Source organism: Streptomyces sp. NPDC058751, assembly GCF_042746485.1.
In the GTDB taxonomy this organism is placed as follows: Bacteria; Actinomycetota; Actinomycetes; order Streptomycetales; family Streptomycetaceae; genus Streptomyces.
Genome location: NZ_JBHYPZ010000004.1, coordinates 73,711 through 96,987, shown reverse-complemented (window position 1 = coordinate 96,987; position 23,277 = coordinate 73,711). Strand labels below are relative to the sequence as shown.

General features: G+C 71.8%; 22 protein-coding genes and 1 pseudogene. 14 read left to right on the top strand and 9 right to left on the bottom strand.

Annotation, left to right across the window (positions count from 1 at the left end; genetic code table 11):
• Window positions 1–40 precede the first annotated feature (40 nt).
• Entirely contained in the window at window positions 41–1,729 is a 1,689-nt protein-coding gene (locus tag ACFW6B_RS05690) for a bifunctional 3'-5' exonuclease/DNA polymerase (RefSeq protein WP_386592352.1), read from the bottom strand.
• A 273-nt stretch (window positions 1,730–2,002) separates the two neighbouring features.
• Between ACFW6B_RS05690 and ACFW6B_RS05685 the strand changes: the two genes are divergently transcribed.
• On the top strand, window positions 2,003–3,130 hold the full coding sequence (locus tag ACFW6B_RS05685) for a DUF2786 domain-containing protein (RefSeq protein ID WP_386592350.1): 1,128 nt from the start codon (window positions 2,003–2,005) through the stop codon (window positions 3,128–3,130).
• A 116-nt stretch (window positions 3,131–3,246) separates the two neighbouring features.
• On the opposite strand, the gene ACFW6B_RS05680 is transcribed toward ACFW6B_RS05685, so the two are convergent.
• Window positions 3,247–3,801 (bottom strand): DUF4232 domain-containing protein, encoded by a 555-nt coding sequence (locus tag ACFW6B_RS05680; protein WP_386592348.1) that lies wholly within the window; start codon window positions 3,799–3,801, stop codon window positions 3,247–3,249.
• A 274-nt stretch (window positions 3,802–4,075) separates the two neighbouring features.
• Complete coding sequence (locus ACFW6B_RS05675; protein ID WP_386592346.1) at window positions 4,076–4,582, bottom strand: hypothetical protein; 507 nt, start codon at window positions 4,580–4,582, stop codon at window positions 4,076–4,078.
• A 270-nt stretch (window positions 4,583–4,852) separates the two neighbouring features.
• Here ACFW6B_RS05675 and ACFW6B_RS05670 point away from each other — a divergent pair, with 270 nt between their 5' ends.
• The 4 genes and pseudogenes from ACFW6B_RS05670 to ACFW6B_RS05655 all read left to right on the top strand — a co-directional run bounded on the left by ACFW6B_RS05670 (window position 4,853) and on the right by ACFW6B_RS05655 (window position 6,815).
• Window positions 4,853–5,239 (top strand): VOC family protein, encoded by a 387-nt coding sequence (locus ACFW6B_RS05670; protein ID WP_386592344.1) that lies wholly within the window; start codon window positions 4,853–4,855, stop codon window positions 5,237–5,239.
• Between the two features lie 179 nt (window positions 5,240–5,418).
• Window positions 5,419–5,748 (top strand): annotated as a pseudogene (locus ACFW6B_RS05665) (ArsR/SmtB family transcription factor); the annotation flags it as partial.
• Window positions 5,745–6,323: an SRPBCC domain-containing protein gene (locus ACFW6B_RS05660; RefSeq protein WP_386592342.1), complete on the top strand. Its 579-nt coding sequence runs from the start codon at window positions 5,745–5,747 to the stop codon at window positions 6,321–6,323. The pseudogene ACFW6B_RS05665 and the gene ACFW6B_RS05660, both read left to right, overlap by 4 nt.
• A gap of 207 nt (window positions 6,324–6,530) precedes the next feature.
• Complete coding sequence (locus ACFW6B_RS05655; RefSeq protein ID WP_386592339.1) at window positions 6,531–6,815, top strand: DUF397 domain-containing protein; 285 nt, start codon at window positions 6,531–6,533, stop codon at window positions 6,813–6,815.
• A gap of 139 nt (window positions 6,816–6,954) precedes the next feature.
• Here ACFW6B_RS05655 and ACFW6B_RS05650 read toward each other — a convergent pair whose 3' ends face one another.
• On the bottom strand, window positions 6,955–7,476 hold the full coding sequence (locus tag ACFW6B_RS05650) for an ATP-binding protein (protein ID WP_386592338.1): 522 nt from the start codon (window positions 7,474–7,476) through the stop codon (window positions 6,955–6,957).
• Between the two features lie 338 nt (window positions 7,477–7,814).
• Here ACFW6B_RS05650 and ACFW6B_RS05645 point away from each other — a divergent pair, with 338 nt between their 5' ends.
• The 6 genes from ACFW6B_RS05645 to ACFW6B_RS05620 all read left to right on the top strand — a co-directional run bounded on the left by ACFW6B_RS05645 (window position 7,815) and on the right by ACFW6B_RS05620 (window position 13,515).
• The gene (locus tag ACFW6B_RS05645) at window positions 7,815–8,639 is read left to right on the top strand and encodes a helix-turn-helix domain-containing protein (protein WP_386592702.1); all 825 of its coding nucleotides are present in this window, start codon (window positions 7,815–7,817) and stop codon (window positions 8,637–8,639) included.
• 134 nt (window positions 8,640–8,773) lie between these two features.
• Window positions 8,774–10,234, top strand: a complete 1,461-nt coding sequence (locus tag ACFW6B_RS05640; protein WP_386592336.1) for an aldehyde dehydrogenase family protein — start codon at window positions 8,774–8,776, stop codon at window positions 10,232–10,234.
• 133 nt (window positions 10,235–10,367) lie between these two features.
• On the top strand, window positions 10,368–10,916 hold the full coding sequence (locus ACFW6B_RS05635) for a DinB family protein (RefSeq protein ID WP_386592334.1): 549 nt from the start codon (window positions 10,368–10,370) through the stop codon (window positions 10,914–10,916).
• Between the two features lie 25 nt (window positions 10,917–10,941).
• A complete protein-coding gene (locus ACFW6B_RS05630; RefSeq protein ID WP_386592332.1) occupies window positions 10,942–11,583 on the top strand; it encodes a PadR family transcriptional regulator in 642 nt (213 codons plus the stop codon).
• A gap of 136 nt (window positions 11,584–11,719) precedes the next feature.
• A complete protein-coding gene (locus tag ACFW6B_RS05625) occupies window positions 11,720–12,673 on the top strand; it encodes an ATP-binding cassette domain-containing protein (RefSeq protein ID WP_386592330.1) in 954 nt (317 codons plus the stop codon).
• A 113-nt stretch (window positions 12,674–12,786) separates the two neighbouring features.
• A complete protein-coding gene (locus ACFW6B_RS05620) occupies window positions 12,787–13,515 on the top strand; it encodes an ABC transporter permease (RefSeq protein ID WP_386592700.1) in 729 nt (242 codons plus the stop codon).
• Between the two features lie 147 nt (window positions 13,516–13,662).
• On the opposite strand, the gene ACFW6B_RS05615 is transcribed toward ACFW6B_RS05620, so the two are convergent.
• Entirely contained in the window at window positions 13,663–15,069 is a 1,407-nt protein-coding gene (locus ACFW6B_RS05615) for a glutamate decarboxylase (RefSeq protein ID WP_386592328.1), read from the bottom strand.
• Between the two features lie 69 nt (window positions 15,070–15,138).
• On the bottom strand, window positions 15,139–16,425 hold the full coding sequence (locus ACFW6B_RS05610) for an ion channel protein (RefSeq protein ID WP_386592326.1): 1,287 nt from the start codon (window positions 16,423–16,425) through the stop codon (window positions 15,139–15,141).
• 134 nt (window positions 16,426–16,559) lie between these two features.
• On the opposite strand from ACFW6B_RS05610, the gene ACFW6B_RS05605 reads away from it, so the two are divergent.
• The gene (locus ACFW6B_RS05605; RefSeq protein ID WP_386592324.1) at window positions 16,560–17,327 is read left to right on the top strand and encodes a MerR family transcriptional regulator; all 768 of its coding nucleotides are present in this window, start codon (window positions 16,560–16,562) and stop codon (window positions 17,325–17,327) included.
• 115 nt (window positions 17,328–17,442) lie between these two features.
• Here ACFW6B_RS05605 and ACFW6B_RS05600 read toward each other — a convergent pair whose 3' ends face one another.
• A complete protein-coding gene (locus ACFW6B_RS05600; protein WP_151472542.1) occupies window positions 17,443–17,808 on the bottom strand; it encodes a YbjQ family protein in 366 nt (121 codons plus the stop codon).
• Window positions 17,809–17,948: 140 nt separating this feature from the next.
• On the opposite strand from ACFW6B_RS05600, the gene ACFW6B_RS05595 reads away from it, so the two are divergent.
• A complete protein-coding gene (locus tag ACFW6B_RS05595; protein ID WP_386592322.1) occupies window positions 17,949–19,217 on the top strand; it encodes a VTT domain-containing protein in 1,269 nt (422 codons plus the stop codon).
• 72 nt (window positions 19,218–19,289) lie between these two features.
• Here the strand turns inward: ACFW6B_RS05595 and ACFW6B_RS05590 are convergent, their stop codons facing one another.
• Together ACFW6B_RS05590 and ACFW6B_RS05585 are read right to left on the bottom strand one after the other, a co-directional pair.
• Window positions 19,290–20,948 (bottom strand): threonine/serine exporter ThrE family protein, encoded by a 1,659-nt coding sequence (locus ACFW6B_RS05590; protein ID WP_386592320.1) that lies wholly within the window; start codon window positions 20,946–20,948, stop codon window positions 19,290–19,292.
• A gap of 158 nt (window positions 20,949–21,106) precedes the next feature.
• On the bottom strand, window positions 21,107–21,598 hold the full coding sequence (locus tag ACFW6B_RS05585) for an inorganic diphosphatase (protein WP_037625961.1): 492 nt from the start codon (window positions 21,596–21,598) through the stop codon (window positions 21,107–21,109).
• 79 nt (window positions 21,599–21,677) lie between these two features.
• Between ACFW6B_RS05585 and dacB the strand changes: the two genes are divergently transcribed.
• Window positions 21,678–23,234, top strand: a complete 1,557-nt coding sequence (gene dacB, locus ACFW6B_RS05580; protein WP_386592318.1) for a D-alanyl-D-alanine carboxypeptidase/D-alanyl-D-alanine-endopeptidase — start codon at window positions 21,678–21,680, stop codon at window positions 23,232–23,234.
• Window positions 23,235–23,277: the final 43 nt, after the last annotated feature.

Here is a 23,277-nt window from a genome sequence, read left to right as displayed (position 1 = left end):
CTACCGGAGGCCGGTGCCGCCCGGTGCCGGGCGGGCGCCGTCATTTCGCGTCCGCGTAGCACCGTACGATCGCCGTCGTGAACGGAAAACGCACCGGCGTCGGCCCGAACGTGAGGCGGTTCGCGAGCTCGGCCGCGTCACGGACGGCGGCCACCACGGTGTCGGCCTCCTCGGCGGGGCAGTGCACGATCACCTCGTCGTGCTGGAAGAAGACCAGCTCGGCGGCGAGCTCCGAGCAGGTGCGGCGCAGGGCCGCCAGCATCAGCAGGGCCCAGTCGGCGGCGCTGCCCTGCACGACGAAGTTGCGCGCGAACCGTCCGCGGGCGCGGGAGTCGGAGGACGCGTACCCCGGCACCCAGCCCTGGTCGGCGGCGGCCTCGTCGGGACCGTCCTGCGGGATGCCCGCCTCCTCCCCTCCGCCGCCCGTCCCGGCAGCCGGAGGGCAGGTCCGCCCCAGCCAGGTCCGCACCAGGCGCCCCTCCTCACCGGCGCGGGCCGCGTCGTCGACGTAGGCGACCGCCTTGGGGAAACGGCGGCGGAGCAGGGCGAGGTTCTTCAGGCCGTCCCCGGACGTCTGGCCGTAGACGGCGCCGAGCACGGCGAGTTTGGCCTGCGCCCGGTCGCCGGAGAACGCCCGGTCCGACACCGACTGGTAGAGGTCGCTCTCCCGGCCCGCGACCTCCATCAGACCGGGGTCGCGGGAGACGGCCGCGAGGACGCGCGGCTCCATCTGGTCGGCGTCGGCGACGACCAGCCGCCAGCCTGGGTCGGCGACGACGGCACGCCGGATCACCTTGGGGATCTGGAGCGCGCCGCCGCCGTTGGTCACCCAGCGGCCGGTGACGGTCCCGCCCGGCAGGTACTCGGGCCGGAACCGCCCGTCGCGCACCCAGTCCTGGAGCCAGGACCAGCCGTGCGCGACCCAGATCCTGTACAGCTTCTTGTACTCGATCAGCGGCTTCACGGCCGGATGGTCGACCGACTCGATCTCCCACCGCCGGGTGGACCTGACCTTGATCCCGGCCTGCGCGAACGCCTTGACCACGTCGGCCGGCAGGTCGGGTCTGACCCGTCGTCCGAACGCGGCGGACACTTCGGCGGCGAGCTCGGCGAGGCGCCGGGGCTCGCCGCCCCCGGTGTACCGGTCGCCGAGCAGTTCGTGCAGCACGTCCCGGTGGACGCCCGCGCTCCACGGCAGCCCCGCCCGGTTCATCTCGGCGGCGACCAGCGTCCCCGCGGACTCGGCGGCCGTCAGCAGCCGCATCCGGTCCGGGTGCTCGGCCGCGTCGTGCCGGCGCTGCTGGTCGGCGTAGACCGCGAGGAGGTCCGCCAGCGGCACGTGCACCGGGCGGGGTTCGAAGAGGGACGACTGCGAACCGGGCTCGGCGGAACGCTGCGGCGGGTCCGGCGGCACGGGGCCGCCGCGCAGTCTCGCCAGCGCGGCGGCCGCCGACCGGGGCTCGCCGAGCCGCCCCTCGTGTCCGAGCAGCAGGGTCTCGGCGGCCTCCACGTCGTAACACCGCTCCACTCGCACCCCCGTGGCGAGCAGTCGCGGGTAGACGTCGGCCGTCGACCGCCACACCCACCGGCTCACGTCCGGTCGGGTCCGTACGGCCTCCGCGAGGTCCGCCTCCCGGCGGATCCCTCCCGTGGGCAGCCCGTCGGGGCCGAGGGCGGCGAGCTCCACGCCACCGTCCTCGGCCGGCGCGAGAGCCCAGCGCCCGGTCATGCCCCCGAGTCTTGCAGGGGGGTCTGACAATGCCTTCCGACGTCCCGGACCTCCCACCCGGTCGTCCCGGACCTCCCATCCGGCCGCCCCCGGACTTCCTCGGCGGCCGGTCCGTACGGGACCCGTTCGGGGGCCTCGTCGGCGGCCGGGGAGCGCGGTGACGGCGTGGCGCCTTGACGGGCGGCGACGCACTGTCCACAGGGTGTGGACGAGTTCATGGCCGCGGCGCGGGGTGCGGGCCGGCCCCCGGGCCGCCCGTGACACGATCGGGGGATGAGTACGTCCAGCACCGTGGAGCGCGCCTTCGCGGCCGCCCTCTACGCCGACACCGAGACGGCGCTCGACGCCGGAGCCTCCGTCCTCGCCGCCGACCCGGCCTCCGACGCCGAGCTCGCACGGCGCGGCGAGGAGTTCGTCGCGGCGGGCTGGCGGCGCGGCTGGCAGCCCGCGGATGTCGTACGGATCGTGCGGCGCGACCTGGACGACGTGCACGTACGCCTGGTGATCTCCTTGATCCTCAAGGAACGGGAGGGCGACGGCGCGCCCCGGGGCGCACGCTGGGCGGCCCAGCTCGACGAGCTGGAGGCCGAACCCCACGACCTCCGGGCCGACCGTTTCTCACGCGCCACCGTGACCCTGGAGCTGTACCGCCTGCTCCTGCGGCTGCCCTCCATCGAGCCGCTGGACCCGCCCAGGGAGCCGGTGACGGCCGCCGCCCCGCAGGAGACGCGCATGCTCACCCGCATCCGCGCCCTGCTCGCGAAGGCGGAGGCGACCGGGTTCCCCGAGGAGGCGGAGGCGCTCAGCGCCAAGGCGCAGGAGCTGATGGCGCGGCACAGCATCGACGAGGCGCTGCTCGCGGCGCGGACCCACGCGAAGGACGCGCCCGGCGCCTGCCGCATCGGCGTCGAGCCGCCGTACGAGACGGCCAAGGCCGTGCTCCTGGACGCGGTCGCGGGGGCGAACCGCTGCCGGGCCGTGTGGAACGAGGCCCTCTGCTTCTCGACCGTCGTCGGCTTCGAACCCGACCTGGAGGCGGTCGAGCTCCTGTACACCTCGCTCCTCGTGCAGGCCACGACGGCGATGACGAAGGCGGAGGCGGCGCAGCGGGCGGGCGGCCGCAAGCGGACGAAGACCTTCCGGCAGTCGTTCCTGGCCGCGTACGCGCACCGGATCGGCGACCGGCTCGCGTCGGTCGCCGGGGAACAGGTGACCGCCACGGAGGAGGAGCTGCTGCCGGTCCTGGCGGCCCGTGACGTGGCGGTCGCGGACCACCTGGACCGGATGTTCCCGGAAACGGTGACGACGCGGATGCGCGGGATCACCGACGAGGCCGGATGGCACGAGGGCGCCGCGGCGGCGGACCGCGCACAGGTCCGGGGCAGACGCCCGCTCCCCTAGGACCGGAGCCACGGCCGCGGGCGGGTGCCGCGACCGTGTGCCGTACGTCAGCCGTCGTGCCGCGTGCCGTGCTGCATGTCGCTCGCCGTGCCGTACGTCAGCCGTCGTGCCGTACGTCAGTCGCCCGCGTGCTGGAACGGCGTCGTGGAGGCGTTCGGCTCGGTCGCCGATGCCTTCCCCGCGACCGGGCCGTACGACCACGGGAAACTCTGCGCGGTGTCGGCGCCGGGCAGGGCGATCTTCAGCGTCTTCACGGCGAGGGTCTTGGCGTCGCCCTCGGCGCCCCGCACGTAGGTGATGGTGAAGGACGCGGTCTCGCCCTCGGCCAGGGGCAGTTCCTCCGGTGCCGCGGACCCGTCCGCCTCGATGTCCGCGGAGGTGCCGCCCGCCTCCAGGGTGAGCCCGGGGAAGCCCTTCAGGGTGCACGGGGCGCCCTTGTTGGTGAGGGTGACGGGGATGTTGCCCGTGTCCCCGGCGGCCGTGGCGGCGTTCGCGGGGCCGACCTGGATCCCGGTGTCGCCGATCGCGCAGGCCGCGGCGGCCGCCTTCGTCGCCGAGCCGGCCGTGTCACCGGATTTCTCGGAGCTGCCGGTGCCGTCGGAGCCGCCGTCGCAGGAGGTCAGGGCGAGGGCCGCCGCGAGGACGGTGACGGCGATGGGCAGAGCGCGCATGGATTCCCCTGGAAGTCGTGACGATGTGCATGGATCATCACGCACTCGGGTCGGCCGGGGTCACGCAGCCCTTGCCGTTCACCCGCACGGGACCGGTATCGCCCGGTATTGCCCGCGGGCGCTCCGGACCTGTCGGTACGGCGGCACGATCCCGTGGGGTTCGCGACCGGGCGGCCGGGCCGGCGGGTGACCGGCCATCGGGTGACGGAGGCATCGGCCGACCGGTCATCGGGTCATCGGGCGTTCATGATCCCGCCTTCAGGAACCCGTGGGCTCAGGAGCCCAGGCCCGCCGTGGGCAGACCCGTGGGCAGCTTTCCGCCCTCGCTCTTGGTGTACGTCTCCTTGCCGAGGTCACCCTCCCAGGTGATCGTCAGGGTCGTACCGCTGACGGAGTCGACCATGCCGACGGCGCGCTTCTTGCTCCCGTCCGTGCAGGAGAGGCGGATCATCTGCATGTCCGCCTCGTCGGACGACGTGCCGCTGCACACCGTGCCGCCGGTCGCGAAGAGGCCCGCCTGCTTGCCGTTGATCATGAGCGCCACGACCTTGCCGTCCGCGGTGGTGAGCCAGCTCCCCTGGAGCTTGCCGCCCGCCGCGGAGGTGCTTCCGGAGCCGCCGCCGGTACCGGCGGCGTCCGTCGCGGACGCGTTCGGGCTCGCCGACGGGTCCCCGGAGTCGCCGCTCCCGCCGCTGCAGCCGGTCAGCACGAGCGCCGCCGCCAGTCCCGCGGTCGCGGCCGCGACACGCGCGTGGCGGGACGGGAAGGTCGCCGTAGTCACTGAAGCCCCCAAGGGTGGGATGGATGCGGGTCGCACGGACGATCGAAGCAAGCTATCAGGAGGCCCCGGCGCCCCCTCCGGGAATCAGGCGTGCGGTTGCTCACGGGCGGGCGCCAGGGCGGGAGGGGGGGCTGTCGGGAAGGAGGCGGGAGACCGCCGGGAAGGACGTGGGAGAGGAAGCGGGGAGGAAGCGGGGAGGGCACGAGGGTGCCATGGGTAGGAAATTCCCTACGGTTGACGCGTAGGGAATCCCCTACCTATGCTGCGGCCATGAACATCACTCACGCCTCGTTCGTCACGCTTCCGGTCGCCGACCAGGACCGGGCCCTCCGCTTCTACCGGGACGTCCTCGGATTCGCGGTCACCGCCGACCTGGACCTGCCGTCCGGCCGGTGGCTCCAGGTGGCACCGGAGGGAGCGCAGACCGTCTTCACGCTCTCGGGTCCGGGAATGGGGGCTTTCACACCCGGCGAGGCCCGGGGGATCATGTTGGTGACGACCGATGTCGACGCCGACCGCGCGCGGCTCGCCGCCGCCGGTGTCGCGGTGGAGGGTCCCGACGACCTTCCCTGGGGCCGCATGGCCTCGTTCCGGGACCCCGACGGCAACGGTCTGATGCTGATCACGGAGAAGGCCCTGGAGTCGGCCGCGGAGTAGGAGCGAAGGGGGCTGGGCGCACCATGACGGGAATCGGTGCCGGACCGGGAACCGGGACCGGGCCGGGGGCCGCGGCCGGAACGCGTACCGAGGCGGGGGCCCCGGCCGGCGTTCCCGGCGGAACCGGAACCCCGGCCGGGGCCCCCGCGGGAGCCGGTGCTCCCGTCGACGCTCCCGCCGCCCGCGAGGACCGGCTCTTCGCGGCACTCGCCAACGCCACCCGTCGTGAAGTGCTCAGGCTCCTGCGCGAGCAGGGGCCCCAGCCCGTCCAGGCGCTGGCCGACCACTTCGCCATGCGGCGCCCCAGCCTCTCGGAACACCTCAAGGTGCTCCGGGAGGCCGGACTCGTGTCCGAGGAGCGCGCCGGCCGGCAGCGCATCTACCGTCTGGAGGCCGCCCCGCTCGCCGACGTCCAGGACTGGCTCCATCCGTACGAGCGGTTCTGGCGCGACAGGCTGATGGGTCTCGGTGACCTCCTGGACCGCATGCCCGACGATGCCGAGACATGAACTCCGACCCGCAGGACATGAACTCCGACCCGCGCCACCCCGACCCGCACCATCCCGACCCCGACCCGCAGGACGCCGACCCCCGAGATCCCTCGGCCCCTGGACCCGCCCCCGCCCCCGCCCCCGCCGACGACGACCTCACGACCATCCGCGTCGCCCAGTTCCTGCCGCATCCGCCCGCCAAGGTCTGGCGCGCGCTCACCGAGCCCGAACTGCTCGCGCAGTGGCAGATGCCGGGGTCGGAGGACTTCCGGCTGGAGGTCGGTCACCGGTACACGCTGACCGCCGTCCCGCGCCCGGGCGTGAACTTCTCCGGCACGGTCGACGTGCGCGTTCTCGCCTACGAGCCCCAGCGGATGCTGAGCGTCCGGTGGGCCGACGCCGACCCGCGGCGGACCGCGGACTGGACCATTACCTGGACACTGGAACAGGAAGGGCGCGGTACGCGTCTCTTCCTAGTGCACGAGGGATTCGATCCGGACGATCCCGCACAGATGATGGCGCGGAAGATCATGGACGGGGGCTGGAGATCGCATGTGATGCGGTCTCTGGGGAATGCGCTGGACCAGATGTAGGCCCGCACCGCACTCCGGTGAGGCGCGGGCCGTAGTCGGGTGAACGACAGCCGGTAGTCAAGGGCCGGTAAAAGCTGTAACCGCAGGACCACCCCGCGTGCACGTGCATCTGCCCATGCATCTGCACATGAACAGAGCTATGATCCGAGTCAGTTGACTACTGCATCTATGGCCACCTCAGCCACTGCACGACCGGGGGAGTGACCTGTGGACCACGACGTGTTCGACGTGGATGACGTGTACGACGGTATGGCTGAATTCGTGTACAACGGCATGGCCGCGACCAAGCTGGACGGCGTCGCCTGGCAGAAGAGCCGGCACAGCAACTCACAGGGTTCCTGCGTGGAGTTCGCGCGGCTGCCCGGTGGTGACGTGGCCGTGCGGAACTCGCGGTTCCCCGAGGGGCCCGCGCTCGTCTACACGCGCGCCGAGATCGAGGCCATGCTCCTGGGCGTCAAGGACGGCGAGTTCGACCACCTGATCGCGGGCTGACGGCCGTGGTCACGAGCCGCCCCGGACCGGCCGCCCGCGGGAGGGTGAGCGCGGCGCGGATCACGTAAACCTGGGGTGAGCTTCACTCAGTGTTTAGTAACGCGCGTAGAACCGCGGCGCCAAAAGGCGCCGCGGTTCGCTACTCGGATGAGGGCGCGGCCGTACCCGGCTGCGCTCCCAGCCGGAACAGCGCCCAGACGACCTTGCCGCTGAGCGTTCCGGCGAGCGGGTGCCAGCCCCAGCTGTCCGAGAACGAGTCGACCAGGAAGAGGCCGCGCCCCGACTCCGCCGCGAAGTCCTCCGAGTCGCCGGCGACCGGGCTCTCGTGGCTGGGGTCGCGCACGGCGCACACCAGTCGTGAGGTCCACCTCATCAAGTGCAGCCGTACGGACGGCCCTTGGTCGTCCTTGCGGGGCGTGTCCGCGGGCAGCGCGTGCCGCAGGGCGTTGGTGACGAGTTCGGAGACCACGAGGCAGACGTCGTCGAAACGGTCGCCGATCTCCCACTGGTCCAGCGTTCCGCGGGTGAACTGCCGGGCCTCGCGCACCGCTTCGTAGCGGGCGGGCAGGGCGCACGAGGCGGCGCCCGACACGGCTGCGGGATCGAGAGGCGGAAGGCCCTGCCGTAAGGGTTCGAGCATGGTCGATCCATTCGTCCCCATGCGAGGCACTCCCGGGTGTTCGCGGTCGTTGCGATGCAGCGGTGGCGCGGGGACCATGGTTCCGAATGCGTACAGCAGATGCAAGGGCAGATGCACGTGCACGCGCCCGAATTGGACCTTCCTCTGCTACTTCTTGCTCATTTCTTCCTTCACCTTATTCTCAGTTGTTGCCGCTTCACTGATCCCTTCCTGTGCCTGTGCTTTGGCCGCTTTCCGTTTCCGTAACTGAACGAGTACTGCTTGAAGTGTTTTAGTGGCAGACTGCGGCGTCTGGAAGACGGCTGGGGAGGCTGACGAACGTGAGCGCTGGTGAGTCGAGCGGCTCGGTGGTGCGGCGCATGCTGCTGGGATCGCATCTGCGGCGTCTGCGCGAGTCGCGCGGCATCACCCGTGAGGCCGCCGGCTACTCGATCCGCGCCTCCGAGTCGAAGATCAGCCGTATGGAGTTGGGAAGGGTGAGCTTCAAGACCCGGGACGTCGAGGACCTGCTGACTCTGTACGGCATCACCGACGAGGCCGAGCGCACCTCCCTGGTCTCGCTCGCCAAGGAGGCCAACGTCGCGGGCTGGTGGCACAGTTACTCCGACGTCCTGCCCAGCTGGTTCCCCACCTACGTCGGCCTGGAGGGCGCGGCCCACCTGATCCGGGTGTACGAGGTGCAGTTCGTGCACGGTCTGCTCCAGACCGAGGCGTACGCCCACGCCGTCGTCCGGCGCGGGATGAAGGGCGCCTCCGCCGCCGACGTCGACCGGCGCGTGGCCCTGCGCCTGGAGCGGCAGAAGTACCTCCTCTCCGAGAACGCCCCCGAGTTCCACATCGTCCTCGACGAGGCCGCGCTGCGCCGCCCGTACGGCGACCGCGAGGTGATGCGCGGACAGCTCCAGCACCTGATCGAGGTCTCGGAGCGGCCCAACGTGCGCCTTCAGGTCATGCCGTTCAGCTTCGGCGGGCACTCCGGCGAGAGCGGCGCCTTCACCATCCTGAGCTTCCCCGAGTCCGATCTGTCGGACGTCGTCTACCTGGAGCAGCTGACCAGCGCGCTCTACCTGGACAAGCGCGAGGACGTCAACCAGTACGAGGGCGCGCTCAAGCAGCTCCAGCAGGACAGCCCCGGCCCGGCCGAGAGCCGCGATCTCCTGCGTGGGCTGCTCCAGCTCTCCTGAGAGTGGCCGGACTTCTCCTGTCTCCTCCAACTCCCTTGAAACACAAGTACGATGACATGTGATCAGACCGTGATCGGATGTCTGCTGACCCGGGCCAAGGACTGTCTCGGCAGCACAGGGATTTGAGGGAGCACATGTCGTCCTACTTCACCGACCTGGCCCAGCAGTACATCGACGGCGAGTGGCGTCCGGGGACGGGCTCCTGGGACATCATCGACTTCGACCCGTACGACGGCGAGAAGCTGGCGTCGATCACGATAGCCACGGTCGAGGAGGTCGACGACGCCTACCGCGCGGCCGAGCGCGCCCAGAAGAAGTGGGGCGCGACGAACGCGTACGCGCGCCGCGCGGTCTTCGAGAAGGCGCTCGCGGTGATCGACGAGCGCGAGGCCGAGATCACCGACGTGATCATCGCCGAGCTCGGCGGCACCCGGCTCAAGGCGGCCTTCGAGCTGCACCTCGTCCGGGAGTTCCTGCGCGAGTCGGTCCAGCTCGCGCTGCGTCCCGAGGGGAAGATCATCCCCTCGCCGACCGACGGCAAGGAGAACCGCCTCTACCGCGTGCCGGTCGGTGTCGTGGGCGTCATCAGCCCCTTCAACTTCCCCTTCCTGCTGTCGGTCAAGTCCGTCGCCCCGGCCCTCGCGCTCGGCAACGGCGTGGTCCTCAAGCCGCACCAGAACACCCCGATCGCCGGTGGCTCCCTGGTCGCGAAGATCTTCGAGGAGGCGGGCCTGCCCGGCGGTCTCCTCAACGTCGTCATCACCGACATCGCCGAGATCGGCGACGCCTTCATCGAGCACCCGGTCCCGAAGGTCATCTCCTTCACCGGCTCCGACAAGGTCGGCCGGCACGTGGCCACGGTCTGCGCGGCGAACTTCAAGCGCTCGGTGCTCGAACTAGGCGGCAACAGCGCCCTGGTGGTCCTCGACGACGCGGACGTCGACTACGCGGTCGACGCGGCGGTCTTCAGCCGTTACGTCCACCAGGGGCAGGTGTGCATGGCCGCCAACCGCGTCCTGGTGGACCGGTCGGTCGAGGCCGAGTTCACCGAGAAGTTCGTCGCCAAGGTCAGGACGCTGAAGACCGGCGACCCGCGGGACCCGCAGACGGTCATCGGCCCGGTCATCAACTCCTCCCAGGCGGACGCGCTGGCGGGCGTCGTCGAGCAGGCGATCACCGAGGGCGCCACCGCCCTGCTGCACGGCGCCACCAGGGACAACCTGGTCGAGCCCTCCGTCCTGACCGGCGTCCCCGCCGACTCGGACCTGCTGCGCCAGGAGGTCTTCGGACCGGTCGTCTTCCTCGTCCCGTTCGACGGGGAGGAGGAGGCGGTCCGGATCGTCAACGACACCCCGTACGGCCTCTCGGGCGCCGTCCACACGGCCGACGTCGAGCGCGGCGTGAACTTCGCCAAGCAGATCGACACCGGCATGTTCCACGTCAACGACGGCACCGTCCACGACGAACCCCTCGTCCCCTTCGGCGGTGAGAAGCACTCCGGCATCGGCCGCCTGAACGGCGAGACGACGGTCGACGCCTTCACCACGACCAAGTGGATCTCGGTGCAGTACGGGCGGAGCCGCTTCCCCTTCTGAGGCGCCTTCGCGTCCCGGGACGCCTTCGCGTGACCGTCCGGCGCGCCCGGACCCTTGCGGACAGAACCTGACCGCAAGGGTCCGTAGCGTCATCGGTGTCATCCCGGAGGGACCCGATGAGAGGCGGCAGATCATGGTCACGCATGTGCGGGCGGAAGAGCAGGGCGACGAGCGGGGGGCGCTGCTCGCCTTCGTCGAGGAGCAGCGCGGCGGCATCCGCCGTGCGCTGCTCGGGCTGACCGAGGAGCAGGCCGCGAGCCGGCCGAGCGCGAGCGAGCTCTCCCTGTCCGGGCTGCTCAAGCATGTCGCGGAGGTCGAGCAGGGCTGGATCGCGCGGGCCAAGGGCGAGCCGCCGGCGGTCAGGCGCGACGAGTCGAACTGGCACGAGTGCTTCGTCCTCGCCGAGGGCGAGACGGTCGCCTCGCAACTCGCGTACTGGGAGAAGGTCGCCGCCGAGACGGACGCCTTCCTGCGCTCGGTGCCCAGCCTCGACGACACCTTCGCGCTTCCGCCGGACCCCTGGTTCCCGCCCGAGGGCCGTGTCTCGATGCGCTGGCTGGCCCTCCACCTGATCCGCGAGACGGCCCGGCACGCCGGGCACGCGGACATCATCCGCGAGTCCCTGGACGGCAAGACGGCCTTCGAGCTGGTGGCGATGGAGCAGGGCTCCTCCTGGGGCTGAACGCCCCACCCCTAGGCTGGGCGGTATGTCAGCGATCCGTCTCCTCGTGCTCGGCGCGGTCCGCCAGCACGGGCGGGCCCACGGCTACCAGGTGCGCAACGACCTGGAGTACTGGGGCGCGCACGAGTGGTCCAACGCCAAGCCCGGCTCGATCTACCACGCGCTCAAGCAGATGGCCAAGCAGGGACTGCTGCACGCCCACGAGGTCGCGCCGTCCACGGCCGGCGGGCCACCGCGCACCGAGTACGAGATCACGGCCGCGGGGACCGAGGAGTTCCTGTCGCTGCTGCGCGAGTCCCTGACGTCGTACGACCAGAAGATGGACGTCCGCTCGGCGGGCATCGGCTTCCTCGTCGACCTGCCGAGGGAGGAGGCGGTGGCCCTCCTGGAGGAGCGGATCCGCGGGATCGAGCAGTGGCGCGGGGCCGTCACCGAGTACTACGTGCCCGAGGACGGCCCCGCGCAGCTCGGGCACATCGGCGAGATCATGGACCTGTGGGTCCACTCCGCCGACGCCGACGCCGCCTGGACCCGGGGCCTGATCGCCCGGATCGAGGGCGGCGCCTACACCTTCGCCGGGGAGGGCGAGCCGTTCGTCGGGGTCCTCCGGGAGGGCGAGGAGAACCCCTACGCGACGGGGGAGCGGCACCCGGAGGACGCGCGCTGAGCCGCGCGCATCTCACCGCTAATCAAGTTTGACTAATGCCGAAGCCCGGCCTACCCTCCGTTGGCGCGCCAGTAGTCAAGTTTGATTACTGGCTGTCGGAGCCGGCCCGGAAGCGGGCCGGAGCGGAGGGAGCGGGATGACCGGGGCGATCGTCGTCGAAGGCGTACGCAAGCGGTACGGGGACAAGCACGCGCTCGACGGACTGGACCTGCTGGTGGGGCGCGGCACGGTGCACGGGGTGCTCGGCCCCAACGGCGCGGGCAAGACGACCCTGGTCAGGGTCCTGTCGACGCTGCTGCGGCCGGACGGCGGCCGGGTGGAGGTCGCCGGGCACGACGTGGTGCGCGAGGCCCGCCGGGTGCGCTCGCGCATCGGCCTGCTCGGCCAGCACGCCGCGCTCGACGAGGAGCTCGGCGGCCGGCAGAACCTGGAGATGTTCGGGCGCCTCCACCACCTGGGCGCCCGTGCCGCGCGGGCGCGTGCCGACGAGCTCCTGGAGCGCTTCGGGCTCGCCGACACCGGCCGCAAGGCGGTCCGCGCCTACAGCGGCGGCATGCGGCGCCGCCTGGACCTGGCCGCGTCGCTCATCACCGAGCCCGAGGTCCTGTTCCTGGACGAGCCGACGACCGGGCTCGATCCGCGCGGCCGGGCGGAGGTGTGGTCGGCGGTGCGCTCCCTGGTCGGCGGCGGCACGACCGTGCTGCTCACCACCCAGTACCTGGAGGAGGCGGACCAGCTCGCCGACCGCATCTCGGTCGTCGACCGCGGCCGGGTCATCGCGGACGGCACGGCCGACGAGCTGAAGTCCCGGACGGGCGGCGACCGCATCGACGTGGTGCTGCGCGACGCGGGCATGCTGGGCGCCGCCGTGGCCCTGCTGCCGTTCGCGGGGGAGGGCGTCTCGGTCGACGCCGACCGCCGTCTGCTCAGCGCTCCGGTCACCGACCGCATGGCCGCCCTCGCCGCGGTCGTGCGGACCCTGGAGGAGGCCGGGATCGAGGCGGAGGACATCGCGCTGCGGCGCCCGACGCTGGACGAGGTGTTCCTGCACCTGACCGGGGACGAGTCGCGAGTCAAGGAGGCCGTGTGAGCACGACGTACGACACCGTCCGTGAGGGGGATCAGGGGTTCCGGCGGCCGGGGGAGCCCGGTGGGCCGCGCGAGCCCCGCGCGGGAGCCCGCGTGCTCTCCGACTGCTGGACCATGACCCGCCGCGAATTCGCCCGCTGGGCACGGCAGCCCGTCCAGGTGGTGGTCGGCCTGGTCTTCCCCGTGATGCTGCTCCTGATGTTCGGTTATCTGGTCGGCGGAGGGCGGGGCGTCGAGGGCGACTACGTCGACTACCTGGTGCCGGGCATGCTCGCCCTGACCATGACGTTCGGCCTGGAGAGCACGATGCTGGCCGTCACCCAGGACCTCGGCAAGGGCGTCGTCGACCGCTTCCGCTCCCTGCCGATGGCCAACGGCGCCGTCCTGGTGGGCCGTTCGGCCGCCGACATGCTCCAGTCGGCGATGGGCCTGGCCGTGCTGGCCGGGGTCGGGTACGCGCTCGGCTGGCGCGCCGACAGCACCCCCGGCGCGTTCCTCGCGGCGATGGGTCTGCTCCTGCTCCTCCGGTTCGCCATGCTGTGGATCGGCATCCACCTGGCGCTGGTGGCGGGGAAGCCCGAGCTGGTGCAGGCCGTGCAGATCCTGGTCTGGCCCGTCGGCTTCCTGTCCAACGCCTTCGCCTCCCCCGGCTCGATGCCCGGCTGGCTGGGCACGTTGGTCGACTGGAACCCCATGTCCCAGACGGCGACCGCCGTCCGTGACCTGTTCGGCGGACCGGGCGGGGAGCCGGGCCACGTCGGCGCCGCGATCCTGTGGCCGCTGGCCCTGCTCGCGGTCTTCTTCCCGCTGGCGGTAAGGAGGTTCGCCCGCCTGAGCCGCTGACGGACCGTCAGGGCGGCCGGACACCGGGACACCTCGGGCGCTCCGGCCCCCACGGCAGCCCACCTCGCCCCGCGGCAGTTGTCTCCCGGCCCGGCCCGGCCCGGCCCGGCCCGCCGGGCCGGGAGAGGGGAGGACCGGGCGGGACTTTCAGTGGTGGAAGCTCGTCGCCTCCCCCTTGTCCCGGGTCAGCGGATGCGGCTGGCGGCGCAGTTCGGGCAGCAGGCGGGTCAGGTCCTCGACGAAGAGGTCCGCGAGGTCGGAGGAGAAGCCGTTGCGGCACACCACGCGGAGCACGGACAGGTCCTCACGGTTCTCCGGGAAGGTGTACGCGGGCAGCAGCCAGCCGCTCTCGCGCATTCTCCGGGACACGTCGAACACGTCGTACGCGGTCACCTCGGGCGCCGTCGTGAAGGCGAACACCGGCAGTTCGTCGCCCCGGGTGATGAGCCGGAAGTCGCCCATGGAGTCGACGCGTTCGGCGAGCGCGCGTGCCACGTCCCTGGTCGTCTGCTGCACGGCGCGGTAGCCCTCCCGGCCCAGCCGCAGGAACGTGTAGTACTGCGCGACGACCTGGGCCCCTGGGCGGGAGAAGTTGAGCGCGAAGGTCGGCATGTCGCCGCCCAGGTAGTTCACCCGGAAGACCAGTTCCTCCGGCAGTTCCTCCGCCGTCCGCCACAGCGCCCAGCCGACGCCCGGGTAGACCAGGCCGTACTTGTGGCCTGAGGTGTTGATCGACGACACCCTGGGCAGCCGGAAGTCCCAGACCAGGTCCTCGTCGATGAAGGGCGCGACCATCGCTCCGGACGCGCCGTCGACGTGGACCGGGATGTCGAGCCCCGTGCGCTCCTGGAGCCGGTCCAGCGCCGCGCACAGCTCCTGGATCGGTTCGTAGGACCCGTCGAAGGTGGATCCCAGGATGCCGACGACGCCGATCGTGTTCTCGTCGCACAGCTCGGCCGCCGCCTCGGGGTCGAGGTGGAACCGGTCGCCCTCCATGGGGATCTGGCGGGCCTCGACCTCCCAGAAGTTGCAGAACTTCTCCCAGCACACCTGGACGTTCACGCCCATGATCAGGTTCGGCCGGGCACCCGGGTAGCGGTCCGCGTTGCGCTTGGCCCAGCGCCGCTTCAACGCCATGCCGGCGAGCATGCAGGCCTCGCTCGACCCGGTCGTGGAACAGCCCACCGCGGCCGACGGGTCCGGCGCGTTCCACAGATCGGCGAGCATCGACACACAGCGCCGCTCCAGTTCGGCCGTCCGGGGGTACTCGTCCTTGTCGATCATGTTCTTGTCCCGGCACTCCGCCATCAGGAGGCCCGCCTGCGGTTCCATCCAGGTGGTGACGAAGGTGGCCAGGTTCAGCCGGGAGTTCCCGTCCAGCATCAGCTCGTCGTGGACGAGCTGGGCCGCGATCGTCGGCGGCAGCGGGCCGTCCGGGAGACGGTGCTTGGGCGGAGCCTCGACCATGCCGCTGACCGGATTGGCCTCGCCGTAGAAGGGGTTGACGCGGTGCGAGCGGGCATCGGGCTTCTGCTGGCCCTGGTGGAGCGGCATGGGCTTTCTCCCAACGGTTCGGCGGGACAGGTGTCCCATTTGTTCATCGGACGAGGGTGCCCCGGCGGTTCACCGGACGGAGCTCCCGTCCTCGTGCAGTTGCATCTGCGGCCGTCCGGTCACCAGCAGCCAGGCCGGCAGGGAGGCGATGCAGAGCAGGGCGATGATCGTCGGCGAGCTGACCAGGACGGCGGCCGTGAACAGGCTCACCCAGCCCTGCCGGGTGACCGCGAGGAGCGTGCCGAGGACTCCCGCGGCCAGTGCCAGCGACGGCGGGACCGACGGCACCAGCGCGTGGGCGCACAGGCCGAACGAGGCACCCACGAAGACGGAGGGGAAGATCCGGCCGCCCCGGAACCCGCAGCACGTGGCGACGACGAGCGCGGCCAGCTTCACCACGGCCATCAGGGCGAACCGGCCCGCCGACCAGCCGTCCGGGTGCCGGGCGATCTCGGCGACCTGGTCCAGGCCCTTGAACAGCGTCAGCGGCCCGCCCAGGCAGCCCAGCAGGCCGAGGACGAGCCCGCCGACGGGCAGGGACACCATCGGATGACGCAGGAGGGCGAACACCTTGTGGACGTAGGGGAGGGCGTGAACCGCGGCCATGCCGAGCACCGCCGCGGCGCAGGCGATCACCACCGCGGCCAGTACGTCGGCCCAGCCGGGGCTGCCGAGCGGGGGCAGCCCCAGGTCGAAACTCGCGTGTCCCAGCAGCGACGTGATGATCGAGCCCACCGAGGCGGCCGTCAGCGGCCCGAAGAGGTTGTCCCACAGCAGACCCCTCATCTGCCGCCCGGCGAGCGCCTCGGAGACGACCAGCGCCGCCGCGACCGGCGTACCGAACAGGGCGCCGATCGTCCCCGCCTCGGCCAGGACCACCCACAGCTCGCCGGGCGCCCCGGGCGCGAACCGGCGGCCGGCCCAGAACGCCAGCGCGACGTTGGTGGCGATGATCGGGTTCTCGGGACCGAGGCTCGGACCGCCCGCCAGCATCAGCACGGTCGCCACGAGCAGCCCGGGGAGGATGTAGGGGGCCATCGGCTTCGCCTGGAGCCCCAGGGTCGCCGGATCCGGGCCCGCGTGCCCCGGCGCCTTCCACACCACCAGACCGACCAGGACGCCGGTGGTGGTGAGCATGACGATCATCCAGAGCGAGGAGTACCCGCCGATGCCGAGCGCGTCCGGCAGGTCCGTCCACAGCACGTCCTTGAGCTGTTCGGCGAGCCTGCTCACGCCCACGAACAGGAGGCTCGAGACCGCTCCCACGACCACGGCGGGGAGGAACAGCGGCAGCAGCGTCCGTGCGGGCGTCGCCCGGGCGGTGGCCGGTCCCGGGGGAGCCGCTTCTTGGGTCACGGGCCCACGTTAAGCGCGCCAATCGGACATAACACCCTGAGTGTCGCCGTCGGAGCGAGGCCCGGGGCTCCGGGCTTGCACCTCACCTCACGTCAGGGCCCATCGTGAAGGGCGTACCGAGGAAGGAGCGGAAGTTGAGCTACTCAGTGGGCCAGGTCGCCGGATTCGCCGGGGTCACGGTGCGCACGCTGCACCACTACGACGAGATCGGTCTGCTCTCACCCGGCGGACGCAGCCACGCGGGTCACCGGCGCTACGGCGACGACGACCTCGACCGGCTTCAGCAGATCCTGTTCTACCGGGAGCTCGGCTTCCCGCTCGACGAGGTCGCCGCCCTGCTCGACGACCCGGAAGCGGACCCGCGCGCGCACCTGCGCCGCCAGCACGAGCTGCTGACCGCCCGGATCGAGAAGCTGCAGAAGATGGCCGCGGCCGTGGAGCACGCCATGGAGGCATGCACGATGGGCATCAACCTCACGCCCGAGGAGAAGTTCGAGGTCTTCGGGGACAAGGACCCCGAGGAGCACGCGGAGGAGGCCGAACGCCGCTGGGGCGGCACGGAGACGTACGCCGAGTCGCGGCGCCGGACCGCCCGCTACACCAAGGACGACTGGAAGCGCATGCAGGCCGAGGCGGCCTCCTGGGGCGAGCGGTACGGCGCCCTCATGGAGGCCGGGGAGCGGCCGGACGGCGCACGGGCCGTGGACATGGCCGAGGAGCACCGGCAGCACATCACCAAGTGGTTCTACACCTGCACGTACGAGATCCACCGGGGTCTCGGCGACATGTACGTCGCGGACGAACGGTTCAAGGCGTTCTACGACTCCGTGCGGCCGGGCCTGGCGGAACACCTGAGGGACGCGATCGCGGCGAACGCCGCCCGGCACCCCGGGGAAGCCTGACCGGTGAGGGGCGTCCGCCGGAGCGGGCGCCCCTCACCGCTTCCCCCGGGGCCCGCCGGCGGACCCCGGGGGGCCCGCCCCGCCCGGTGCGGGTCACCGCCCCCGCGAATGGGGCCTACTCCTTCACCAGGACCACGGCCGTGCCGTAGGCGCACACCTCCGTGCCCACGTCCGCCGCCTCCGACACGTCGAAGCGGAACATGAGGACGCCGTTGGCGCCACGCGCGCGTGCCTGGTCCACGAGCCGCTCCATGGCCTGGTTGCGGGTCTCCACCAGCGTCTTGGTGAGCCCCTTGAGCTCGCCGCCGATCATCGACTTCAGGCCCGCGCCGATCTGGCTGCCCAGATGCCGTGAGCGGACCGTGAGGCCGAAGACCTCGCCGATGACCTGCTCGACGCGATGGCCGGGAACGTCGTTCGTCGTCACGACCAGGACGTCCGCGTGGGGACCCTGGCCGCCGCCGTATTCATCGATGCCCATGGCCCACAGCTTTGTCCCGGTCGTCGCACAGTGCATCCTGGAGTGACGGGTGGAACCTGGCGTTGACCCATTGCGTTGATAGCTTTGGTCGGCCGTACAGGAACGCCGAACCTCCCTTCACCCCTCAGGAGCCCGGACCCGTGATGACGCTCGCCCTAGGTCCCAGCTGGCTGGATCCGAACACGCTCCTGGACAATTTCGGCATCTGGGGCCTGCTGCTCATCGTCTTCGCCGAGTCCGGCCTGCTCATCGGCTTCTTCCTGCCGGGTGACTCGCTGCTGTTCACCTGCGGTCTGCTGATCGCCACGGACGCCATGGACTTCCCGCTGTGGGGGGCGATCGTGCTGATCTGCCTCGCCGCGATCCTCGGCGACCAGGCGGGTTATCTCTTCGGCAAGAAGGTCGGACCCTCGCTCTTCACCCGCCCGGACTCCCGCCTGTTCAAGCAGGAGAACGTGGTCAAGGCGCACGAGTTCTTCGAGAAGTACGGCCCCAAGTCGCTGGTGCTGGCCCGCTTCGTGCCCATCGTGCGCACGTTCACGCCGATCATCGCGGGCGTCAGCGGCATGAGGTACCGCCCCTTCCTCACCTTCAACATCATCGGCGGCATCCTGTGGGGCGCGGGCGTCACGCTGCTCGGCTCCTGGCTCGGCAAGATCGAGTTCGTCAACAAGCACATCGAGCTGATCCTGATCCTGATCGTGCTCGTCTCGGTGGTCCCGATCATCATCGAGTTCCTGCGCGCCCGCTCCCAGGCCAAGAAGAACCCGCCGCAGGCGGAGGAGGACTCCCAGGACTTCCCGGAGTCCCAGGACTTCCAGGACTTCCCGGATCCCTTCCAGGTCCCGTCCGAGGCCGCCCGCACCCGCCCCGCCGCACCCGTCATGGACGACGCGACCAGGCCGCTGCGCGTGCCGCCGATCCGCGAGGGCCAGGACCCGTCGTACGGCGGCCAGGGCCACGGCCGGCCCTACGGCGACCAGGGCCACGGCCAGTCGTACGGCCGTCAGGGCCAGGACCGGCCGTACGGGAACCAGGGCCAGGACCAGTCGTACGGGAACCAGGGCCAGGGCGGGGCGTACGGCGACCAGGGGCACGGCGGGGCGTACGGGAACCAGGGCCAGGGCTACGGCCGTCAGGGCGACGCGTACCCGGCCCAGCAGCAGTACCAGCAGCCCCGGCCTCAGCACCAGAACCAGCAGCACCAGCCGCAGCACCAGAACCAGCCGCAGCAGCAGTACCAGCAGCCGTACGGCGCGGACCAGGGCTACGGCTACGACCAGCAGCAGTACGACCAGGGGTACCAGCAGGGCTACGACCAGGGCCAGGCCCAGCAGCCCCAGGACCACCCCCGGCGCCAGTACGGCTCCGAGCAGTACCCGTACGGCCAGGGTCCCGCGCAGAACTGAGACGCCCGACCGGTCCACCTGAGCCCGGTCCGCCCCGTCCGGCCCGTTGGGCCGGGCCCGGGCGGGCCGGGCTCAGAACCCGCGGGTCCGTTTGGCGGCCCGCCGCTCGCCGGCGGAGCCGCCCGGCAGGCGCAGGAACAGCCGCGAGATCTCCGAGCCCAGGTTCACGCCGATCGCGATGGCCATGGCGAGGGCCGCGGCCTTGGTGAGCGACACCAGCCCCTTGTCGACGTTGTTCTGGGCGATCGAGAGCAGCCCGAAGTAGGTCGCCGAACCGGGCAGCAGGGGCCCGATCGCGGCCGTCGTGTAGGGCAGCGCGGAAGCGAACCGGTAGCGCGAGAGCAGTTGCCCGAAGAGGCCCACCAGGCCCGCGGCGACGGCCGTGGAGGCCACCGGCGATATCCCGCCCGCGTAGTGCATCGCCCCGTACACCGACCAGGCCACGCCTCCGTTGAGGGTCACGGCGAGCACGGTGGAGCGTTCCTGCTGGAGCAGGACCGCGAAGGTGAGCGACAGCGCCATCGCCGCGGCGATCTGGAGCAGCGGCCGCTCGGAGATGTTCAGCGCCGCGTCCGGGTCGAGCTGGGCGCCCAGTTTCACGCCGAAGTAGAGCACCACCAGGACGCCGACGACGATGCCCACGAAGAGGTACATGACTTCGAGCAGTCGCGCGGACGCGGTGATGTAGAAGCCGGTCAGGCCGTCCTGCACCCCGGCGACGAGCGCCCGCCCCGGCAGCAGCGCGAAGAGCCCACCGGTGATCACGGCGGACGCCTTCACGTCGACGTGCGCCACCGTGAGCGCGACCCCTATCGCGGCGGGCGGCATCGCGGCCGCCGTGAACTGGTAGAACTCCGGCAGCCCGCGTCCCGCGCACAGCCAGGCGAGCCGGTCGCCGAGCATCGCGCCGAGCGCGGCGGCGACGAACACGACCGCGTCACCGCCGACGAGCACCGAGGCCGCGCCGGCCAGCAGCCCGCCGGAGGCGGTCAGCGCCCAGCCGGGGTACGGGTGCCGGTTGCGCCGTATCTCCGCGAGCCGCCTGTACGCCTCTTCCAGGTGGATGGCGGTGTCCGGGTCGCTCAGGTCGTCGACGAGCCGGTAGACGGCCGCCAGGCGCGTGTAGTCGGTGCCCCGGCGGCGCACCGTCCGTGACGCCGTGACCGGGTCGTCCACCAGGGACGGCTGGTGCGAGATCGACAGCAGGGTGAAGGTGACGTTCGGCTCGCAGCGGTCGAGACCGTAGGAGCGGCAGACGGCGAACATCGCCGTCTCCACGTCCTCGGCACCCTCGCCGCCGGCGAGGAGCAGCTCGCCGATGCGCAGGGTCAGGTCGAGGACGCGCGGGACGGCGGGCCCCGGCTCGTCCTCCTTGTGCACGGGCTCGGGCGCGGGCCGCTCGGCCACCGGCATGCGCAGCATCGTGCGCATGCGGTCCTGCCACGGCGCGTCCTTGGTCAGGCTGACCAGGGGAACGCCGGTCGCGGGCGTGAAGGCGGGAGGCGCGTTCCGGGCGCTGTAGGTGCGCGGCGTGCCGAACGCCGAGCCCTCCTGTTCCGGCCCGGCGGGCCGCGGTGCGTCGAGGCCCTCGGGCAGCGCGAACTCCGACGTCGTCGACGACTCGTCGTCGGCCGCCGCAGGATCCGGCGGGGTCACGCCCGTGGGCGGGCCGAAGGCGCTCCTCGCCTTGTCCGAGCGCGGTTCGCGGTCTTCCGCTTCCGGGTCCGCCACCAACTCCAGCCTCGCCTTTCCCGTCCGTGCCGTTCTCCTTCTTGCCTTCCGTATGCCTCAGTATGCGTACGGACACACGAACGGGCCGCGTGGCCCCCGGGGGGATCACGCGGCCCGTTCGGAAGAGGAGCGGGAGGCCGGCGGCCGCCCGCGGGGGGTCAGTGACCGCCCTGGTCCTTGAAGCGCTTGTACGAACGCTCGATCTCGGCCTCGGCGTCCGCGCGGCCGACCCAGTCGGCGCCCTCGACGGACTTGCCCGGCTCCAGGTCCTTGTAGACCTCGAAGAAGTGCTGGATCTCCAGGCGGTCGAACTCCGACACGTGGTGGATGTCACGCAGGTGCTCCACGCGCGGGTCGTGCGCCGGGACGCACAGCAGCTTGTCGTCGCCGCCGGCCTCGTCCGTCATGCGGAACATGCCGATCGCGCGGCACTGGATGAGGCAGCCCGGGAAGGTCGGCTCGTCCAGGATGACCAGGGCGTCCAGCGGGTCGCCGTCCTCGCCGAGGGTGTTCTCGACGAAGCCGTAGTCGGCCGGGTAGCTGGTCGAGGTGAAGAGTCGACGGTCCAGACGGATCCGACCGGTCTCGTGGTCCACCTCGTACTTGTTCCGTGAACCCTTCGGAATCTCGATCGTGACGTCGAACTCCACCGGTGGCTCCTCCATGATCAGCAGATACTTCTGGTGATTAAGTGTCCCTCACGCAGGTGGGTGATCGCGAAAGGGGCTGGTGGTCGTGCCAGAGCTGAGAGCTTGGCGGGCCGCGAGACCGCATGTGGTGCGGGTCGCGCGGATGGTGGGACCGCATGTGACGCGGGTCACCCGAGCGGTGCGGCCGCGTGCCGTGCGACTGACGACACCGCAGCTCACGGCCGTCGCGGCCACCGTCGGCCTGGTGCTCGCGGCCGGGGCGGCGACAGCGGCCGGTCCCTGGGACTCCACCGGCCAGCGTACGGCCGAGCGCGACTGGGCCGCATCGCGGACGCCCGAGGGTGGCACACATCACGCGCGCGCGTCCGCCGGGCGCCGGACGTCACCCCGTCCCGCCCCCAGCGCCGCATCCGTGCTCCCCGGGCTCGGCGGCCGGGCGAGCACCGTGCCCGCGCCCGCCGGCAAGGCCCTCGCGAACATCCTCGACCCGCTGCTGGCCGACCCCGTCCTCGGCTCGGTGCGCACCGCCGTCGTGGTCGACGTGGCCACCGGCGAGCGGCTCTACGGCAAGGGTGCCGAGCAGGTCCAGACGCCCGCCTCCACCACGAAGATCGCGACCGGGGTCGCCGCCCTCGCGGCCCTCGGTCCCGACCACCGCATCCGGACGCGTACGGTCCTGGAGCCCGACACCGAGGAGGTCGTGCTCGTCGGCGGCGGCGACCCCACGCTGACCGCCCGCAAGCCCGCGGACGGCTGGGCCGACCTGGGCACGCTCGCCGAGAAGACGGCCACCGCCCTGAAGGCCCGTCACATGGACCACGTGACGCTCTCCTACGACACCTCCCTGTACTCCGGCCCCGCCCTTCACCCCATCGGGGTCAACGACAACATCGCGAAGGTCACCCCGCTGATGACCGACGAGGGCCGCCTGGACCGCTCGACCAGCGGGCCTGCCGGGCGCTCCGCGGACCCGGCCGCGGACGCCGCGCGGAAGTTCGCGGACCTGCTGCACGACCACGGCGTCACCGCGACGGCGCCCGGTCCCTCGAAGGCGACGAACCGTTCCCAGGCCCTCGCCTCCGTCTCCTCGCCGCCGCTGTCCACCCTGGTCGAGCGGATGCTGACCAACAGCGACAACGACATCGCCGAGGCCCTGGCCCGTCAGGTCGCGCTCGCGTCCGGCGAGGAGGCCAGCTTCGACGGCGACACGAAGGCGATGCACGCCCAGCTCAGGAAGCTCGGACTCCCGCTGGACGGTGCGCGGTTGGCGGACGGCAGCGGCCTGAACCGCGCCGACCGGCTCTCCGCCGACCTGCTCGCCGCCCTGCTGGCCAAGGCCGGTGACCCGGCCCACCCCGAACTCCGTCCGGTCCTCACGGGTCTGCCCGTCGCCGGCTTCACCGGCACCCTCAGCGGCCGGTACGCCGACGCCCCCACCGCCACCGGGGTCGTCCGCGCGAAGACGGGCAGCCTGACGGGGGTCAACACCCTGGCCGGCACCGTCGTCGACAAGGACGGCCGCCTGCTGGCCTTCGCCTTCCTGACCTCCGACGCCGCCGATCCCCCGAACCCCGAGGAGGCCCGGGCGGCGCTGGACCACGCGGCGACGGCCCTGGCGGCGTGCGGCTGCCGGTAGTCCCCGCCGGCCCGGAACCCGTCACTCCCGGCCCGGGGGAACC

What these genes read in the sequence shown, in the direction of transcription:
- ACFW6B_RS05690 (WP_386592352.1), bottom strand. Translation starts at nt 1,729, where the DNA reads ATGACCGGGCGCTGGGCTCTCGCGCCGGCCGAGGACGGTGGCGTGGAG.
- ACFW6B_RS05685 (WP_386592350.1), top strand. Translation starts at nt 2,003, where the DNA reads ATGAGTACGTCCAGCACCGTGGAGCGCGCCTTCGCGGCCGCCCTCTAC.
- ACFW6B_RS05680 (WP_386592348.1), bottom strand. Translation starts at nt 3,801, where the DNA reads ATGCGCGCTCTGCCCATCGCCGTCACCGTCCTCGCGGCGGCCCTCGCC.
- ACFW6B_RS05670 (WP_386592344.1), top strand. Translation starts at nt 4,853, where the DNA reads ATGAACATCACTCACGCCTCGTTCGTCACGCTTCCGGTCGCCGACCAG.
- ACFW6B_RS05660 (WP_386592342.1), top strand. Translation starts at nt 5,745, where the DNA reads ATGAACTCCGACCCGCAGGACATGAACTCCGACCCGCGCCACCCCGAC.
- ACFW6B_RS05650 (WP_386592338.1), bottom strand. Translation starts at nt 7,476, where the DNA reads ATGGGGACGAATGGATCGACCATGCTCGAACCCTTACGGCAGGGCCTT.
- ACFW6B_RS05645 (WP_386592702.1), top strand. Translation starts at nt 7,815, where the DNA reads ATGCTGCTGGGATCGCATCTGCGGCGTCTGCGCGAGTCGCGCGGCATC.
- ACFW6B_RS05640 (WP_386592336.1), top strand. Translation starts at nt 8,774, where the DNA reads ATGTCGTCCTACTTCACCGACCTGGCCCAGCAGTACATCGACGGCGAG.
- ACFW6B_RS05635 (WP_386592334.1), top strand. Translation starts at nt 10,368, where the DNA reads ATGGTCACGCATGTGCGGGCGGAAGAGCAGGGCGACGAGCGGGGGGCG.
- ACFW6B_RS05630 (WP_386592332.1), top strand. Translation starts at nt 10,942, where the DNA reads ATGTCAGCGATCCGTCTCCTCGTGCTCGGCGCGGTCCGCCAGCACGGG.
- ACFW6B_RS05625 (WP_386592330.1), top strand. Translation starts at nt 11,720, where the DNA reads ATGACCGGGGCGATCGTCGTCGAAGGCGTACGCAAGCGGTACGGGGAC.
- ACFW6B_RS05620 (WP_386592700.1), top strand. Translation starts at nt 12,787, where the DNA reads ATGACCCGCCGCGAATTCGCCCGCTGGGCACGGCAGCCCGTCCAGGTG.
- ACFW6B_RS05615 (WP_386592328.1), bottom strand. Translation starts at nt 15,069, where the DNA reads ATGCCGCTCCACCAGGGCCAGCAGAAGCCCGATGCCCGCTCGCACCGC.
- ACFW6B_RS05600 (WP_151472542.1), bottom strand. Translation starts at nt 17,808, where the DNA reads ATGGGCATCGATGAATACGGCGGCGGCCAGGGTCCCCACGCGGACGTC.